Here is a 17,506-nt window from a genome sequence, read left to right as displayed (position 1 = left end):
ATACAGACTTACCATTTAGCGCGCGAAAAGCCGTTGCTCATGCGCTAAGGAGAATGTATGAAAAACATAACCTTATCTGTGATTGTCGCACTGTCTAGTGTTTCAGCGCTACCTGTCATCGCCCAGTCGAACGCCAACCTTGCACATGTTTCTGCGTCAACGCAGCAATATTCTGACGCTGAATTAGACAGTGTACTTGCGCCCATTGCGCTTTATCCTGATACCCTGCTTACTCACATACTGATTGCGGCTACCTACCCGCTTGATGTAGTTGCAGCCGACCGCTGGCGCCAAAGCAACAAGCATTTAACCCCGGAGCAGGTAGAAAATGTGCTGGCGAGTGTTAACTGGGATCCCAGCGTAAAAGCACTTGCTCCGTTCACCGACTTACTCAGCACCATGGCGAACGATCTTCAGTGGTTACAGCAACTTGGTGATAACGTATTGATTGATCAAAGCCGCGTACTAGACCGCGTGCAGGTGCTTCGACAACACGCCCTCAACACTGGCAATCTGGTGACCAATGACTACATTGAAGTTGAACGGGAACGTGAGCCTACTCGCGAAATAATTTACATTGAGCCCCGTCAGCGGGAAGTGGTGTATGTGCCTTATTACGACCCTCATGTTGTGTACGGTCACTGGTGGCACACAACTTCACCAGTTCGCTGGCGTCATCACGTAAGCTATCATCATCATAGCAATGTCTATTGGTCTCCAAGCATCCATCTTTCTACGTTCTTTTTCTTTGGTAGCGTGCACTGGCATAACCGCCATGTGGTTATTCACCGCGAGCCTGTACGCCGGTATTATCACGGTAGCCCAAGAAAACGCGTGATAAGCCGAGACTATCGTCGCTGGGAACACAACATGGTGCATCGTCGTGCGCGTTACTCTACTCGAGTAGTTCACAATGCGCCTTCGCGATATGAACATGCGGGTGTGTCGCGGGCAAAGCACTTGTCTAATAAACACGCTAGCACGGTAAACACATCGAAACGCCACAATGACAAAAATACCGTAAGACCCATTGCGCGTACCGAAAATACCAAGACTGTAAGACGCACTATTGAGCCAAAACAGGTAACGCCACTTAGAGAAAGTCGTTTTCAGAACAAACAAGACTCGGTAAGCCGCAAACAATCCATTGAGTACGCGCTAAAACGCAATCAAGCGGCGAGCAGAAGCGATAAGCCGACTAGAGACCGGACGCTAAGCCAGTTAAAGCGGGACAAACCCGCTCGGATATCAACGCCGTCAGAGTCGAAGCGATATGCTAATAGAGAAAACACGCTAAAACGCCCAGCTAAACAAAACATAAATCGAGAGCGATTTGAAAGAACGAGTCCGCAAAACAAGCCGGTGGCTCGAGAGAGCAGTAAGCCAAGACGAATTGAGCGGGCGAGTACTTCTTCAGTTAGCCGTGCTCAAGTTAAGAATTCTGAATCAAGCAGAAACAGGACGATAAAGCAGGGACGAACTGAGAAGACGCTGCGTTAGCACTAAATTAGAGCGTTAGTTTCCTATCAGTAAGCCAGCAAACCTATAATTTGCTAGCTTCACTTTTCATTTATTCAACGCTTAGGCCCTATTCAAATGAAAGCTTATCAATGCGTCGACAAAGCGCAGGGGAGACTGTTCATCTAAATTGAAGTAAAGAGAGGGCTCAATAAGTTCAAGTTCCATTATCGCCCAGCCACTGCCCTGCCTGACTAAATCAACCCGTGCATAAAGTGCTTCGCAAGGCATTGCTGATAATGCTTTCTGGGCAATATCAAGTTGTTCTTCATCTACGGCAACGGGATGTAAGCTCCCCCCGTGCTCTTCTTGTACGCGAAAATCGCCTTTCTGCGGCACCTTTTTAATGGCATGGCTGTACTTCCCTCCAAAATAGAAAAGCGAGTACTCCCCTTCTTCAACCACGCTATTTAAGAAAGGTTGAATCATGAAATCACGTTGATTAAACGTATCAGAAAGCGCCTGTTGCTGTTCATGCCAATTTGAGACCGAGAGCTTAAACGTATCATCAGCATTAGCGCTAAGCGTAGGTTTAACCACCACAGTGTCGCAATTGAAATGGGAAAAGGCCTCATCAATAACACTGTTATTAAATGCATTACTCCACCGTGTCCTTACAATAGGCACGCCCTTGTCCTGTAGGTCTTTTAAGTAGTGCTTTTCAATATTCCACTGTATAAGAGGCAATGGATTGAGCAAGGTTGCGCTCGACGCATCAATTTGAGTCAAACAAGCCAGAAAGGCCTCTGCATGCTGCTGATAATCCCACGTACTGCGCACAATCACGTAGTCAAACCTATCCCAGTTCTCTGACTGACTATGCCAAGATATGGTTTCTACAGACCAGCCGATATCATTAAAAAACGGGATCAAAAGCTCGTCGTACACAAAGAAGTCTTCAAGGTGGTCAGTAGAAAGAAAGGCGATAGCAGGCATGATTGTGTCCTTTAGCTTATTTAGGCATTCGAAGATTAAACTTTTTTAATAACAGTAACTTCTATACAAAAGTTAAATGGCGTAAAAACCGTGACTTACGTAAACTGTGGCGAAGTTAGCACACCCCTTATTTTTAACCTACACTTAATCCCAAATACTTGTCGGAGATTGGCATGCAGTATCCTTGGCTCCTAGAAGGTCACAAGATTTTTCGCGTTGTAATTGTTATCCAACTGCTAATTGCGATTGGCATCGGTTTTTATACTGGCGAGATTCTTCCTGCATTTGTTCTTGGTATTCCAATTGCTGCCGTACCACTTGTACTTAGTTTGCAAAATCCCTATTCAGCGATAAGTCGCCATGCGATGGCTATCGGTGTTCAACTGCTAACAGCCCTCCACATCCACCAGTCATTCGGGTTAATTGAAGTCCACTTTGAAATCTTTGTTCTTCTGGCATTTCTTTCCTACTTTAGAGACTGGAAAGTGGTGGCAACCGGCACCGCAGTCGTTGCTGTACATCATATTTCGTTCTTCTTTTTACAAGCGGGCGGCGCGCCGTTATTTATTTTTGAAGAAGGTCACGTAACCTTTCCTATCTTGCTGATGCACGCCGTATTCGCGCTTTCTGAGGGCGGTGTTTTGATGTACATGGCTAAACAAAGTCATCAAGAAGGTGCCGGTGCGGCTGAACTGCGCTTAGCTATTGAGACCATGCAAAAGGGTGACGGTAGACTCGATTTATCTATTGAACTTAACCGAGGCCACAAGATTGTGAGACCTTTCGCAGAGCTCATCGACCAAGTAAAAGCTTTAATTGAGCTTGCTTCAAATTTAACAGACGAAGTTGTTAGAGGCTGTAACAAGATGGAGCTGGCGGCAAACAACATGTTTGAAATCAGCAGAAACACTGACCAAGAGATTGCCATGGTTTCGGCATCGTCAGAAGAAATCGCACAAACGATGCAGCTGTCTACCGAACAAACCACCCTTGCCAGCGACAAAGCCTCTGCGGCACAAAGCTCTTCTCAGACTACGCGCGACTCTATTTCCAACACAAGCCGCACCATAGACTCGCTGCGCAACACATTAAATGCGGCAGCGCAAACAAACTCGGCGCTTAACGAGCAGTGCGCGCATATTTCTGACGCAATGCGCTCTATCACCGCCGTTGCCGAGCAAACTAACTTGCTTGCGTTGAACGCAGCAATCGAGTCAGCCCGCGCAGGGGAACACGGCAGAGGTTTTGCCGTTGTTGCCGATGAAGTACGCACTTTGGCTATTCGCTCAAAAGAAAGTGCAGACCAAATCACAAGTATTACTGAGCAGCTAGTTGCCCAAACCGCCAGTTCAGTCGAACAAATGCAAACCTGCATTCAGCTGGTTGATGAAGCCGTTGTATCGAGCGATAACGCCACTTCAGCCATGACCCAGATCATGCAGCAAATTCGCGAAGCGAGCGAAAGCATGACCGAAATAGCGACATCAGCGGTGGAGCAAGAAACCGCATCGTCTTCTATAGCGCAAAGTACGGCGCGATTAAGCGAATTCACTTCTGAGGAACTGGCTACCGCTGAATCGCTAGCAGGCGAAGTTGAGGTGTTGTCACAAATCTCTCAACGCATGCGCAGTGCTATCGAGCGATTTAAGCTTTAACCAAAGCGCTAGAAGCACGCTGTTGGCATTTGGGTTATGCATAAAAAAACAAGCTGGATACTTTTGTTGTTATGGGCGGTGAGTTTACTCACCGCCTTGTTGGTTTACGGTCAGCGCCAGCTTTCTTCCTTCGACCCAAATGGTGATTTACTTCACCGCACAACAGCGCCTAATTTTGACGCTTCACTTGTCGAACTACTAAACGAACAAAACATTGCCCCTGGTTCTGTTATTCATGTGGGAACGCAGTCTCGTTGCTACTGTGAAACGTTAACTACACCTCACCAAACTCAGCTATTAACAAAGCTAGGAAATGACTTTCATCAAGTCAGAGTGAATATAGAAGACGTACCAGAACTCGCCGCTATGCTTGATGCAGTGCCCGCGCTTATAGTTTTAGACATGCAAAATCAGCTTCGCTATTTAGGTCCATACGCAACGGGCTACGGATGCTTTACCGGAAAGAACCTTGTCGAACAGGTTGTAAGCTATACCACACAACTCCCCTACAACGGTGCGGTAATTAACACTGATGCAACTGGATGCTTCTGTTAAACCCTTGGCATGGATTATGTAACTTATCTTTGTATATCGTGATATCACTATGAATATGGCAGAAGGCGCGCATATTTTGCGCACTAGGTGCCACTTCGTGAAAGGTTTACAAGGAGTCCACAATGTCAAAGCGCGCCGTTCTTTATCGCATGGTTACCCCTGATCACATTTGTCCCTTCGGACTTAAGTCGAAAGATTTGCTAGAAAGAAAGGGCTACGATGTTGAAGACCATCACTTGTCCAACCGAAGTGAAACTGACGCTTTTAAAGAGAAGTACAATGTGAAAACCACGCCGCAAACGTTTATCGATGATAAGCGAATTGGTGGCTATGATGACTTACGAGATTATTTCAATTTGAAGCAAGAAAGTGAGTTCGGTTCGCGCTACACACCTATCATTGTGATTTTTTCTTTAGCCGCCCTTGTAGTATTTGCGCTTATGCTAAAAGGTGGACTCCCGACAGGTCTTGAACCTTTCATAATGAATTTCATTGGCGTCACCATGGTGATCCTCGCATTACAAAAACTACAGGACATTGTAGCGTTCTCAAATCAATTCATTACCTATGACTTACTTGCAATGAAGCACGTAAGGTACTCGTATGTGTACCCTTTCGCAGAAGCGTTTGCTGGGATTGGTATGCTAGCGGGGCTTCCCGCACTATTAGTTTCACCCGTTTCTATTTTTATCGGTGCAATAGGTGCAGTTTCAGTTATTAAAGCGGTATACATCGATAAACGTGAACTTAAGTGCGCCTGTGTGGGCGGTAATTCAGACCTTCCTCTTGGGTTTATCTCGCTTACCGAAAACCTTGCCATGTTAGGTGCTGGCCTTTACATGCTTACACGATGGATAGCCTAAGTTAAATGAAGGCTGATGCACCGGTGTTGAGCTGGTATCTATTACCGTGTTTACCCGTTGAATTAACAACACGATAATTCACTTGCTATGAGACCCTATTGAGTTTCTTCAATAGGGCGGCTCATACCTTTAAGGTGCGACACCACACTGCGGCCTAGTGCACTTAAATCGTAGCCACCTTCTAACATGCTGACTATGCGACCATGGCAACACTCGTCAGCCACTGCGCGAAGTTGTTGGCTTATCCAGAAATAATCGTCTTCCACCAGTCGCAAATGCGCCATAGGATCTTCTGCGTGGGCATCAAAACCCGCTGAGATAAAAATCAGCTCAGGTTGAAAGTTGCGCAATGCGTTAAACCAGTGCTGCACTTTTTCTCTAAATACTTCACCTGTAGAGCCTGCTTCTAGCGGCACAGAAAGAATATTACTTGCCGACACCGGTGAACCACTGTGTGGATAAAAAGGATGCTGGAAACTGCTGCAAAGCATGATGCGTTGATCGCCAGCAACAATTTGCTCGGTACCGTTTCCGTGGTGAACATCAAAATCGATTATGGCAACGCGCTTTAGTTCATAGTTTTGAAGGGCATAGCGCGCAGCTATAACAATGTTATTAAAAATACAGAAGCCCATGGCGCTGTCGTATGTAGCGTGGTGACCTGGCGGCCTTGTCGCGCAGAACGCCTGCCTGTCACTGCCTTCCATAACCCAATCCACCGCATTACATCCCGCACCAGCCGACTCAAGTGCTGCATTTAAGCTGTGTCGCATCAAGCCGGTATCTTCGTCTAACCATGCCACGTTATCCTTGCGTTCGGAATAGAGCGTTTTTTCGTGGTCGCTAAATATGGACTGAGCCGCATGCTCAAACACACTTTTCACATAGTAAGGGTCGTGGGCTAGCTTAAGATAAGCTTCAGCAATAGGCGTAGCATCAGCGTGCTCACACACCATATCGAGTCCAGAAGACAGTAATTGGTCGTCTATGGCGAACAGGCGATCCGGTGACTCGGGATGATCTTTCCCTAAGTCGTGTTTAGTGCCGTGTTTGCCGCGAAAAATTTTAATTGTCATGCGAGTGATGCCACATCTAGTACTAACTCTATGTCACTGGGGTCGCCAGTGAACTTCCGTTTAAATTGCGCTTGCTCGAAAATGGCAATCATCGGGCTGTTGTCGCCACGCACGTAGGCCATCATCTTTGCAATGCCTCGTTTTTTCGCAACGTTGATCAATTCGTTTAGCAGCCTGCTTGCCATCCCCTTCCCTTGCTGGGTTTCACGGGTAACAAACGCTGCTTCACAGGTATTGTCATTTGGATTGAAGTAAAAACGCCCTACTGCGTGAATGGTAATACGGGAGCCTTCTTGCCTTACAATACATAACGCCGCATCTGAGCTTTGATCCACCGACACTAAATTACACGACTTTTCGCGCGACATTTGCTTCGGGTCGTAGTTGTAACGCAGCCTTAGTGTTTCTTTCGTATGGGAGTAAAAGAATTCCTGCAAACGCCTTTCATCGGCGGGGTTCAGCGGGCGCATGTAATAGGTTTCCCCCTGAATATTCAGTTTTTTAAGCTGAATAGCACCCAGTTCTGGAATATCGGTTGGGTACTTTTCCTGATAATGAGGTACCCAATAATGCTGTCTTACTTCTTCTAAGAGCGCTGCACGGAATTTGGGGTGTGCCACACGAATAAGTTCCAATGCACGCTCTCGAATGCTTTTGCCTTTAAGCGATGCTATGCCGTATTCGGTCACCACGTACTGAACATTCCCTCGCGAAGTAACAACACCCGCCCCTTCACTTATACGGGGTGTGATACGGGAAATGGTTTCATTCTTGGCAGTAGAAGGCAGCGCTATAATCGCTTTCCCACCTTTACTGATAGACGCGCCCGTTACGAAATCAACTTGCCCGCCTATGCCACTGTAAAAGTCGTAGCCCAATGAATCGGCGACGACCTGACCGGTTAAATCCACTTCAAGCGCACTGTTAATGGCAACCATATTATCGTTCTTGGCAATATTGGTGGGTTTGTTTACGTAGCTACTTGGATAAAACTCGATGTGAGGGTTGCTGTCGATTAAATCGTAAAGCTGGCGAGTACCAATAGCAAAGCTAGTAACAATTTTACCGGGGTGGAAAGTCTTCTTCTTGTTGGTGATAGCGCCCGACTCCAACAGTTCAATAATACTGTCGGTGAGCATTTCGCTGTGAATGCCTAGGTCTTTATGGTTACACAGATATTTAAGGGTGGCACTCGGTATTTTCCCAATACCAAATTGCAACGTAGCACCGTCGTCCACCAGCATAGATACATACTGACCAATTCGCTCTGCCACCGAATCGATAGGCGGCGGCGTTACTTCAACAAGCGGCTCTTCGGCTTCAATGCAGGCCGTTATTTCGCTGATATGAATATAAGAGTGCCCGGCGGTTCTTGGCACCTGAGGATTAATTTGAGCAATGACCTTTTTGCTTTGTCTGATTGCTGACATAGCAATATCCACTGCAGGACCTAGTGAGCAATAGCCGAATTCATCGGGTGGGCTTACGTTAACCAGCGCAGCATCCAGTGCCAGCGTACCGTCGCTGAATAAGCTTGATATTTCAGACAGGAAAACGGGGGTATAGTCAGCACGGCCCTCATCGACCGCCTTACGCATGGCTTCGCCACCAATGAAGAATGTATTCGCTTTAAAGAGGTTTTTATACTCTTCTTTCACCCATCGGGTGTCGCCTAAAGCCAGCATATGAACCAGCTCGATGTCGCTAAACCCTTCGCTGTTATCAATGAGATGCTGCACTAGTGCATGCGGCACCGAGGCATTTCCGCCAACAAAGACACGGCAACCAGACTTTATCAGCGACGACCATTGTGGCGCTTGAGGTAAACTAAATGTCATTTCCATCTGCCCTGTTTTAAGCAATAACTCATCATGCCATAAAAACAGGCGCTTTCCCGCATTTGCGTAAGCGTGAACTATAAGCGATTGGTCGTAGGCTTACCGATTCATCATTAGTATCGAAATTTTTCCAACCAATTTCTGAAAAACGGAGAAATAACAGATTTGCTATTCGCTAGGCGATGGCCGTCATTAAGTAACAAGAGCTGAGCTTTTTGATGGCGCGCGTACTTTAAGCTATTTTCGATAGGCACGATATCGTCATTCCAGCCGTGCACTAGGCTCACGTAGCCGTCGTAGGGGAACCGTTGAATTTCGTAGTTTGGCAAATACAGTGCAGGAGCCATAAGGAATACGCCTCGTGCCGAGATTTGGCTTGCTGCGGCAAGTGATACATAGCCGCCCATGCTTGAGCCAACCAGAACAACATCATTGCACTTTTCAGCAATAAACTCTTTAAGTCGCGCTAGGCGAGCTTCCGGGCAGTCGAGATCTTGATAATCAATACTCTCGACGCCAAAACCCATATCGCTCGCTACATTTGAAAGCGTTGTTATTTTACTGCCCCATGGACCGCTTTCTTTGCCGTGAGAAAAAACAACGGTGGTCATTACCGATATCCCTATTCAAAAATGAAAAGTTTTTCCCACTCTAGCGCACTTGCTTGTTACTTGTCTTCCCTGTGAAAGAGTTTTTCTACCAGCACATAGAACATGGGCACGAAGAAAATCGCCAAGAAGGTAGCGGCGAACATACCACCCATAACCGCAATACCTATTGCATTTTGGCTGGCTGCGCCTGCTCCGCTAGCTAGTGCTAACGGCGTTACTCCCAAAATAAACGCCATTGACGTCATTAGAATTGGGCGGAAACGCTGAGAGGCTGCATTTGAAACCGCAGTCATTAAATCTTCGCCGTTTTCATACTGCTCTTTTGCAAATTCGACAATAAGAATAGCGTTTTTCGCCGCCAAACCTACGGTAGTCAAAAACGCTACTTGCAGGTACACATCGTTCGGCAAGTTGAAAATAAACGCAGCGGTTACAGAGCCGAGAATCCCCAAAGGTACCACTAACATAACGGCGAATGGCACAGACCAGCTTTCGTACAGGGCTGCTAAGCACAAGAAAACAATCAAGATTGATAGTGCGTAAAGCATAGGCGCTTGCGAGCCTGCTTCCTGCTCTTCATAAGATAGGCCTGACCATTCAATTGCGAAGCCTGGCGGTAACTGCTCAACCAATTTCTGCATTTCAGCCATTGCTTCACCCGAAGAGATACCTTCAGCAGCACTACCTTGAATATTGACAGACGACACGCCGTTAAAACGCTCTAACTTAGGTGAGCCATAAACCCATTCAGTGGTCGAGAACGTGTTAAACGCCACCATCTCGCCGTCGCTGTTGCGAACAAACCACTTATCCAAGTCTTCAGGGGTCATGCGATGAGGCAAATCTGCCTGCATGTAAACACGCTTAATTCGACCTTTATCAATGAAGTCATTTACGTAGCTGGACCCCCACGCTATTTGAAGCGCGTTATTGATCTCACTTAAATTCAATCCAAGTGCCGACGCTTTCTCGCTATCAATATTGATTTTAAATTGAGGTACATCGCTTAAACCATTGGGGCGAACACCCGCCAGCTTTGGATTCTGCGCTGCCATGCCCAACAGCTGATTACGCGCATTCATCAGCGCTTCGTGACCATTTCCACCACGGTCGACAAGCTGCATATCAAAGCCCGTTGCATTACCTAGTTCCATGATAGGCGGAGGCACTATAGGAAAGGCTGAGGCATCTTGAATTTGGCTAAACGCGCCAAAAGCTCGGTTCATCACTGCAAACGCAGAATTATTTTCGTCTCTTACGCTCCAGTCGTTGAAGTTTAAGAAAGCCATACCTGCGTTTTGCGCCTGACCCGCAAAGCTAAAGCCCACAACCGCGAACATGCCGTTAACCGCGTCTTGTTCTTGCTCAAGAATATAGTCTTCCACTTGCTTGATAGACTCGAGCGTACGGCCAGCTGTTGCACCAGGCGGTGTGCTTACCAACACCATCATACGCCCTTGGTCTTCATCTGGAAGAAACGCGCCAGGAAGCTGGCTGAAAATAAATGCCATACCACCTACCAGCAAACCATAAACAACGAAATAGCGCTTAAAGCGTTGCGCCATATGAGTTGTAGTCTTTTGATAGCGATCGCGGCCTTTGTTAAACGTGCGGTTAAACCAGCCAAAGAAGCCTTTGTTTTTGTCATGGTTTTCCGGATGCTTTTTCAATAACGTGGCGCACAAAGACGGTGAAAGGACAATGGCGACCAATACCGAAAATGCCATAGCCGACACGATAGTAACCGAGAACTGACGATAAATAGCGCCTGCTGAGCCGCTGAAGAACGCCATTGGAATAAATACCGTTGAAAGCACGGCCGCAATACCAACAAGTGCACCTGTGATTTGAGTCATCGACTTTTTAGTGGCTTCGGCAGGTGAGAGACCTTCCTCTTCCATAATACGTTCAACGTTTTCCACCACCACGATGGCATCATCTACGAGCAGACCGATAGCAAGTACCATAGCAAACATGGTTAGCACGTTAATACTAAAGCCAAATGCCAGTAGCACAGCAAAGGTGCCGAGCAATACCACAGGTACCGCAATGGTAGGGATCAACGTTGCACGCCAATTTTGAAGGAACAGTAGCATCACCAAGAATACCAGTACTACCGCTTCAATAAGCGTATGTACTACCGACTCGATAGACAGCTCGATAAAAGGAGAACTATCAACCGGGTAAACCACTTTAACTGTATCTGGCAAATTCGAGCGCAGTTCTTCAACTCGGGCTTTTACTGCCTTAATGGTATCTAGTGCGTTTGCGCCAGAGGCAAGGCTTATCGCCATACCTGATGCAGGCTTGCGATCGTATCGAACAATAACGTCGTAGCTTTGCGCACCCAGTTCAACACGCGCAACGTCACGCACGCGAACCTGAGAACCATCGGTATTTACGCGAAGTACGATGTTTTCAAAATCTTCAACGGTTTGAAGGCGACTCTGCGCTTGAATTGTCGCGTTAATTTGCTGATTTTCTATTGCAGGCATACCACCTAGTTGACCAGCAGACACATCAGTATTTTGTACCTGAACAGCACCTTGAACGTCAGTAGGTGTAAGATTGTAGCTGTACAGTTTATCTGGATCTAACCATATACGCATTGAACGCTGCGCACCGAATACCCGTACATTTCCCACTCCATTAACACGGGAAATCGGGTCGCGAAATTGAGAAACTAACAGGTCGCTCAGGTCATATTGCGTCATTGAGTCGTCTTCAGAATAGAAGCCAACTGCCAATGCAAATGCGCTATTTGCTTTAGTTACGGTTACCCCTTGTTGCTGTACCTGAGTAGGCAACAGCGGCAGTGCACCCTGTACCTTATTCTGAGTTTGTACTTGCGCAATATCAGGGTCAGCACCTGGCTCAAAAGTGAGCGTAATAGACATGCTGCTGTTCGAACTGCTTGCCGAGAAATAACGTAGGTTATCAATTCCCGTCAGGCTTTGTTCTATTACCTGAGTAACCGAGTTCTCTACGGTTTCTGCAGATGCTCCAGGATACGTTGCTGAGATAGTCACCGAAGGCGGTGCCACCTTGGGATATTGTTCAATGGGGAGTGAGGTAATTGCCAACACACCCGCCATCATTGTGATAATTGCCAGCACCCATGCAAACACGGGCCTGTCTATAAAGAAACGAGCCATATTACTAAAATCCCTTGTTTGCTATCGTGAGCCACGTGATGATGGTTGCCACTCTGACGGATTAACTTTCGCGCCAGGCTTCACCTTCTGATATCCAGTTACAATTACCTTTTCGCCTTCGCTCACACCGCTTAGGGCAACATATTGGTCTCGATAGATTTTGCCTATTTCCAAGGTACGACCTTCTACTTCGTTGTTCTGGTTAACAACATAAACTGAAAGCGAACCGTCTGGTTGGCGTGTCGTTGCGCGTTGAGGAACAAGCAGCGCATTTTCGCGTCCAGTAATGACGTGGCCTTTCACAAACAAGCCAGGCAGCAATACACCATCTGGATTTGGCATTTCAGCACGAAGTGTTACCGACCCAGTGGTCTCATCAACCGTTACCTCAGAAAATTTAACGCTGCCTGTTTGGTCGTAACGCTTGCCTGTTACTTCATCTACCGTTAATTCAACATCCATTGAGCCTTGGTTTCTCATTGACTGACGAAGCGTAATAATTGACGCACCTGACTCCTGCATATCAATGAAAACTGGGTCAAGCTGTGTAATGGTTGCAAGTTGCTGAGATTGGTTCGTAGTAACAAGGGTACCTTCAGTAACAAAAGAGCGGCTAATACGTCCGCTAATTGGGGCGTACACTTTGGTGTAACCCATGTTAACCTTCGCTACGTCAACAGCTGCCTCAGCTACGCTAATTGCCGCTTGCGCTTGATCTTTCTGAGCAATTACGTCGTCATATTCTTGTTTGCTTACCGCGTTTTGCGCAACAAGGTCGTCATAGCGTCGCGCCTTTGCTTCCAACGTTTTAAGGTTCGCTTGAACACTTTTCAAATCGGCTTTTGCGCTATTTAACTGTGCTAGATAACGGGCTTCGTCAATTTGATAAAGCTGCTGTCCTTTTTCTACATGTGCGCCTTCTTCAAACAAGCGCTCCGTAATAACACCATCTACCTGAGGACGCACCTGAGATTGACGAGACGGGCTTACTCGGCCCGGTAACACCATTTCATGTACTACAGGTTCTTGTTTCAGTGTAACTACCGATACTGAGGGTGCAGGCATACCTTGCTGAGCACCTTGCTGTGCTTGCTCGCCTTCATTCGAACACCCAATAACGCCGACAAGGGTTATTAATGCTGCAGTAACATAAAAAATGCGACTCATAAATTTTCTATTTCCCAATAACTTTTTGTACAGAACACGGCCTTTGCTCTGCATATCCAATTTTAAAATTAAAGCTTATTGCTTCCGGTGCACCGAATTATCTAGCGCATTTCAAAGCCTGAAACTGCGATAATTGGTTTTGAAGTGGCATAGTTAAGCGATCATTGATACGGATCTACGCTCTTATAGGTCATATTGTGCGCATTTATAGATGATAATAAAAGTCAATGAAGTTGAAATTACTGAAGTTGTCGGTCAAATACCTGAGCGTGTATACGTTATACGAATAAAGCGAAATCACAGCGCACTTAACGTTCTATTTTAACGAATAATACCCCAGCAATAACTGGTAGGCGTGAATGACGTCTTGGGCTTCCTGTTGCGTTCCTCCCTTATCAGGGTGAACCAACTGCAGGGCTTTTTTATATACTCGTTTTAGTACCGACAAAGAAACATGTTCATCTTGGGGCAGGCCCAGAAGCGCGTGGGCATCAGCAATATCTTCCTGCTCAAAGGTGTGCGCGTTTCCTGAGGCCATGCGATGCCAAAACGCATTGAGCAGTGCATCTACACTTTTTCTGTCGGCCTTCTCAAAATTGCCCCAGTCCAAGTAGTATTCAGCCAAGGCATCAGCTTCGGTTATTGCTCCAACCTTATCCTGACTTTCTTTATCTTTATAATTGTCGCCGTGGGTACTATTTTTGTCGCTGTGGGCACTATTATGGTCGCTGTGGGCACTTTCTTGGTTTAGCTTAATATTAAGAGTATGAATGTCTAGCACGCCTTCGCCCTGCTCTATCCAACGACGTTTAAGTTGATAAAGGGCGTGAAACACAATGAAATGGGTTTTAAAGAGCATTAAAGGCTCTCGTAACGAAGCGTCATCAAAAAAGTGATATGGCGCTTTTTTCAAAATCTCAATGAGCTCATACTCGCTCACACCACGTTGAAAAAGCGGCTTTTGTGTCGATAACGTATCAACAAGTAGTTCGGCTTGAAGCACGTAAGCTTCGCTGGCATCAGGCTGATTTTGCAAAACTAATTACCTTGCTTTAAATAGGGTTCATCCAGGGCCTGCTGGTCTTTGATGTACGTTAAAGACCAACAGCCCTAGTGTACAAACATGTTAAATATTGGCCTAGTACCGATTTTATTGCTAGAAAGTAATCCAAAACGCAACGTTCACTGTTAAAGTAGCTTAGTAAAAATAAAATAATAACTTTGGAGTTCACTTGAAAGCACTCATTGCCCTTACCAGTATTGTCGGTTTCCTTATGGTGGTATTACCCGGCCCCCTTTATCAGTATGCCGGTGTGAGTTTAGGCACCGCATTCACTTCACTGCGATTTGGCGTGTATGTGGGCGGCGCAGCGTTGATACTCATTATTTTGCAGGTTTTGATTAACCGTAAAAACGTTAGCTGGGGAAGCACCTTTATCTGTGCCATTCTTGCCCTGGTTGCTGTAGGAATGCCGGTGAGCATGATGAGCAAAGCCAGCGCAGTTCCTCCGATCCATGACATTACTACCGATGTCACTAATCCGCCGGAGTTCGTTGCAATTGCTCCGCTACGCGAAGGTGCGCCTAACTCCATCGCTTACGAAGGCGGTGAAGTCACTAAGCAGCAACTAGAAGCTTACCCTGAAATTAAAACTCAATTGCTGCCGCAACCCGCAAATGAGGTATACATCGCTGCAGAAAAAGCCATAGAGGCGCTTGGATGGGAACGCGTTAACGACGGCGCATTGCCTAACACCTTGGAAGCCACCGACACCACAGCGTGGTTTGGTTTTAAAGACGACGTTGTTATTCGCCTAACCGCTAAAAGCGATGACACACTGGTTGATATCCGCAGCAAATCACGAGTAGGGAAAAGTGATTTAGGCAAGAATGCTGAACGTATCGAAACCTTTATGGCAGAGCTTAGAAACCAACTTGGATATCACTAAAATCTGACCACCCGCTTAAAAAACAAAGCCCGTTCGCACTAAGCTAACGGGCTTTTTTGTAATTGAACCTAACTTTAGTGGGCCAACTTTAAGACAACAACTCCTGCAACAATAAGCGCTACGCCGAAATATCGTGCCAATGATGAGGGGTCGCCATAAAACATAACACCCACTAAAAATGTGCCCGCGGCGCCTATTCCTGTCCACACAGCGTATGCCGTTCCAATTGGAATTTGTTTTTGCGCCATCCATAAACAAAAACCACTGGCAGCCATAAACCCAACCGCAAGTAAAATACCCATTACGCGGGTTTCCGCCTCTTGTGACATTTTTAGTCCAACAGGCCAACCAATTTCCAGAAGGCCCGCCACAATCAAATAAATCCAGCTCACCAGTCTATCCCTCTCTTCGCGCTCATCGTCAACTATCACAGGTGCGTAGCGTACCGTCTTAAATCATAAAGCGTACTCGACGCGTCGTAATATTTTGCTATTTAGCGCTTTTGCCTTACAAACTCGCCAACTGAATACTTACCATACCTAATACCGCAGCATTAAGACGGTTAAACCAACGCCAGAAATTAGGGCGCTGCATATGGTGCGCAAAACGTGCGGTTAAGGTACTCAAACCGACGAACCAAACTACAGATGCACCAATAGCTCCCCCCACAAACCACCATTTATTTTCTTGCCACTGACTCGCTAAATTTCCCATCAACAATAAAGTGTCTAGGTAAAAGTGGGGGTTTAACCAGGTTACTGCCAACGCGATGAGCAGTGCTTTTTTGAACGACAGTTGCTTTTTCGCCATTTCTAAAACTAGCGCGTCGTTGGCCAAAGATGATTTTATTTTGTTAAAAGCAATCCACAGTAAGAACGCAACACCAGCCCACTTGGTGATAGACACCAGCATTGGGTATTCCTGCAATAGCAAGCCAAAGCCCATCGCTCCTAAGCTTATTGAGATAGCATCGCTTAGGATAAACAGCAGGACAAATAAGGTTGTCCACTGTCGCTTCATCGATTGCTCAATCAAAAAACTGTTTTGTGCGCTTACTGCAATAATTAGGGTACCGCCCATCACGAAACCACTTGTTGCTGCCGCCAACATGATAAATGCCTCTTAGTGTAAATAAGTTCAAACGCCGTAGCTGTAACGCGGTTTAAGGTTACATGCTGAATAATTGGCTTGATTTTATACACCTTGAAAGACTAAATTAAATTAATGATATTTGTTTTGAATAAGCAAAATTAATACTTATAACCTTCTTTTCACAGGTAGTCATTAATGTTGGATTACGACGCGCTTCGATGCTTTCATGAAGTGTTACGCTACGGCGGATTTGAAAAAGGTGCACAGGCCCTAAACCTCACCCAGTCGGCGGTATCGCAAAAAATAAAACGGCTAGAGCAGAGTGTCGGCGGCCCAGTGATGGTTCGCACCAAGCCGCTTCGCGCTACGCCACTGGGAAAAGAGCTGCTGGCGCATATTCAAAAAGTAAGCGTATTAGAAGAAGCGCTGAATATACAAAGTGGATTAGAAGCGTCGGCTGCACCTATAAGCGTTGCCGTGAATAACGATGTGCTGGCTACCTGGTTCTCGCAAGTAATGGCCGCGTTTAGTGATAAGCGTGCCAACCCGATTCATATTGTTAACGCGGATCAAACTCAAACCCGAGACATATTACAGCAAGGCCGTGTAATGGCTTGCATTAGCCAAACAGGTACACCCGTTACCGGTGGGCAATCTATAAGACTGGGAACCATGCGCTATCAACTTTATGCATCGCCTCGCTTCATTGAGCGATACCTGCATAAAGAAATATCCCCCCAGAGCGTGATGAGTACACCGGGTTTGCTGTACGACGAATACGATGTGACTTTGCTGACTGATTATCAACGAGAGTGTTTAAACATAGCCCCCTCTTTTACAACTTGTCATTGGTATCCATCGTCTCATGGCTTTGTCAAAATGGCGCTAGATGGCGTGGTGTGGGCTTTGCTACCCACGCTTCAAGTTAAACAAGAGGTTAACGAAGGCGATCTCGTTCCGTTATTTCCTCATAAAGAGCTTGGTGTACCGTTATTTTGGCATTGGACAACCCTTGAATCGGCAGCGCTTGCCGACTTGACCAAAGCCGTAAAGAATATAGCGAAAGCGCAGCTTAAATGATCCTAATACGC

15 protein-coding genes are annotated in these 17,506 nt (G+C 46.3%); 6 read left to right on the top strand and 9 right to left on the bottom strand.

What is annotated here, in order from left to right; translation table 11 throughout:
- Positions 1-57: 57 nt before the first annotated feature.
- Positions 58-1,500 carry a DUF3300 domain-containing protein gene (locus tag MASE_RS00675; protein ID WP_014947835.1) on the top strand — a complete coding sequence of 481 codons (1,443 nt, stop codon included), beginning with the start codon at positions 58-60 and terminating at the stop codon, positions 1,498-1,500.
- A gap of 81 nt (positions 1,501-1,581) precedes the next feature.
- Here the strand turns inward: MASE_RS00675 and MASE_RS00670 are convergent, their stop codons facing one another.
- Positions 1,582-2,454 carry an ATP-grasp domain-containing protein gene (locus tag MASE_RS00670; protein WP_014947834.1) on the bottom strand — a complete coding sequence of 291 codons (873 nt, stop codon included), beginning with the start codon at positions 2,452-2,454 and terminating at the stop codon, positions 1,582-1,584.
- Between the two features lie 173 nt (positions 2,455-2,627).
- Between MASE_RS00670 and MASE_RS00665 the strand changes: the two genes are divergently transcribed.
- From MASE_RS00665 to MASE_RS00655, 3 genes are all read left to right on the top strand, one after another.
- Positions 2,628-4,109, top strand: a complete 1,482-nt coding sequence (locus MASE_RS00665; RefSeq protein ID WP_014947833.1) for a methyl-accepting chemotaxis protein — start codon at positions 2,628-2,630, stop codon at positions 4,107-4,109.
- Positions 4,110-4,145: 36 nt separating this feature from the next.
- A complete protein-coding gene (locus MASE_RS00660; protein ID WP_014947832.1) occupies positions 4,146-4,664 on the top strand; it encodes a DUF6436 domain-containing protein in 519 nt (172 codons plus the stop codon).
- 122 nt (positions 4,665-4,786) lie between these two features.
- Complete coding sequence (locus MASE_RS00655; protein WP_014947831.1) at positions 4,787-5,527, top strand: MauE/DoxX family redox-associated membrane protein; 741 nt, start codon at positions 4,787-4,789, stop codon at positions 5,525-5,527.
- Positions 5,528-5,622: 95 nt separating this feature from the next.
- Here MASE_RS00655 and MASE_RS00650 read toward each other — a convergent pair whose 3' ends face one another.
- From MASE_RS00650 to MASE_RS00625, 6 genes are all read right to left on the bottom strand, one after another.
- On the bottom strand, positions 5,623-6,603 hold the full coding sequence (locus MASE_RS00650; RefSeq protein ID WP_014947830.1) for a histone deacetylase family protein: 981 nt from the start codon (positions 6,601-6,603) through the stop codon (positions 5,623-5,625).
- On the bottom strand, positions 6,600-8,441 hold the full coding sequence (locus MASE_RS00645; RefSeq protein WP_014947829.1) for a bifunctional acetyl-CoA hydrolase/transferase family protein/GNAT family N-acetyltransferase: 1,842 nt from the start codon (positions 8,439-8,441) through the stop codon (positions 6,600-6,602). Before MASE_RS00645 ends, MASE_RS00650 begins: the two co-directional genes overlap by 4 nt.
- A gap of 113 nt (positions 8,442-8,554) precedes the next feature.
- On the bottom strand, positions 8,555-9,052 hold the full coding sequence (locus MASE_RS00640) for an alpha/beta hydrolase (protein WP_014947828.1): 498 nt from the start codon (positions 9,050-9,052) through the stop codon (positions 8,555-8,557).
- A 56-nt stretch (positions 9,053-9,108) separates the two neighbouring features.
- Complete coding sequence (locus MASE_RS00635; protein WP_014947827.1) at positions 9,109-12,207, bottom strand: efflux RND transporter permease subunit; 3,099 nt, start codon at positions 12,205-12,207, stop codon at positions 9,109-9,111.
- Between the two features lie 21 nt (positions 12,208-12,228).
- Positions 12,229-13,374 carry an efflux RND transporter periplasmic adaptor subunit gene (locus tag MASE_RS00630; protein ID WP_014947826.1) on the bottom strand — a complete coding sequence of 382 codons (1,146 nt, stop codon included), beginning with the start codon at positions 13,372-13,374 and terminating at the stop codon, positions 12,229-12,231.
- Positions 13,375-13,690: 316 nt separating this feature from the next.
- The gene (locus MASE_RS00625; protein ID WP_014947825.1) at positions 13,691-14,410 is read right to left on the bottom strand and encodes a DNA-J related domain-containing protein; all 720 of its coding nucleotides are present in this window, start codon (positions 14,408-14,410) and stop codon (positions 13,691-13,693) included.
- Positions 14,411-14,606: 196 nt separating this feature from the next.
- Between MASE_RS00625 and MASE_RS00620 the strand changes: the two genes are divergently transcribed.
- On the top strand, positions 14,607-15,323 hold the full coding sequence (locus MASE_RS00620) for a DUF1499 domain-containing protein (RefSeq protein WP_014947824.1): 717 nt from the start codon (positions 14,607-14,609) through the stop codon (positions 15,321-15,323).
- A gap of 74 nt (positions 15,324-15,397) precedes the next feature.
- On the opposite strand, the gene MASE_RS00615 is transcribed toward MASE_RS00620, so the two are convergent.
- Entirely contained in the window at positions 15,398-15,715 is a 318-nt protein-coding gene (locus MASE_RS00615) for a DMT family transporter (RefSeq protein ID WP_014947823.1), read from the bottom strand.
- Between the two features lie 115 nt (positions 15,716-15,830).
- Positions 15,831-16,433 carry a LysE/ArgO family amino acid transporter gene (locus tag MASE_RS00610; RefSeq protein WP_014947822.1) on the bottom strand — a complete coding sequence of 201 codons (603 nt, stop codon included), beginning with the start codon at positions 16,431-16,433 and terminating at the stop codon, positions 15,831-15,833.
- Between the two features lie 177 nt (positions 16,434-16,610).
- Here MASE_RS00610 and MASE_RS00605 point away from each other — a divergent pair, with 177 nt between their 5' ends.
- A complete protein-coding gene (locus MASE_RS00605) occupies positions 16,611-17,495 on the top strand; it encodes an ArgP/LysG family DNA-binding transcriptional regulator (protein ID WP_014947821.1) in 885 nt (294 codons plus the stop codon).
- Positions 17,496-17,506: the final 11 nt, after the last annotated feature.

The sequence above is a fragment of the Alteromonas macleodii ATCC 27126 genome (assembly GCF_000172635.2).
Classification (GTDB): domain Bacteria; phylum Pseudomonadota; class Gammaproteobacteria; order Enterobacterales; family Alteromonadaceae; genus Alteromonas; species Alteromonas macleodii.
The sequence above is the reverse complement of the archived record's forward strand: the minus strand, read 5'-3'. Positions and strand labels throughout refer to the sequence as shown.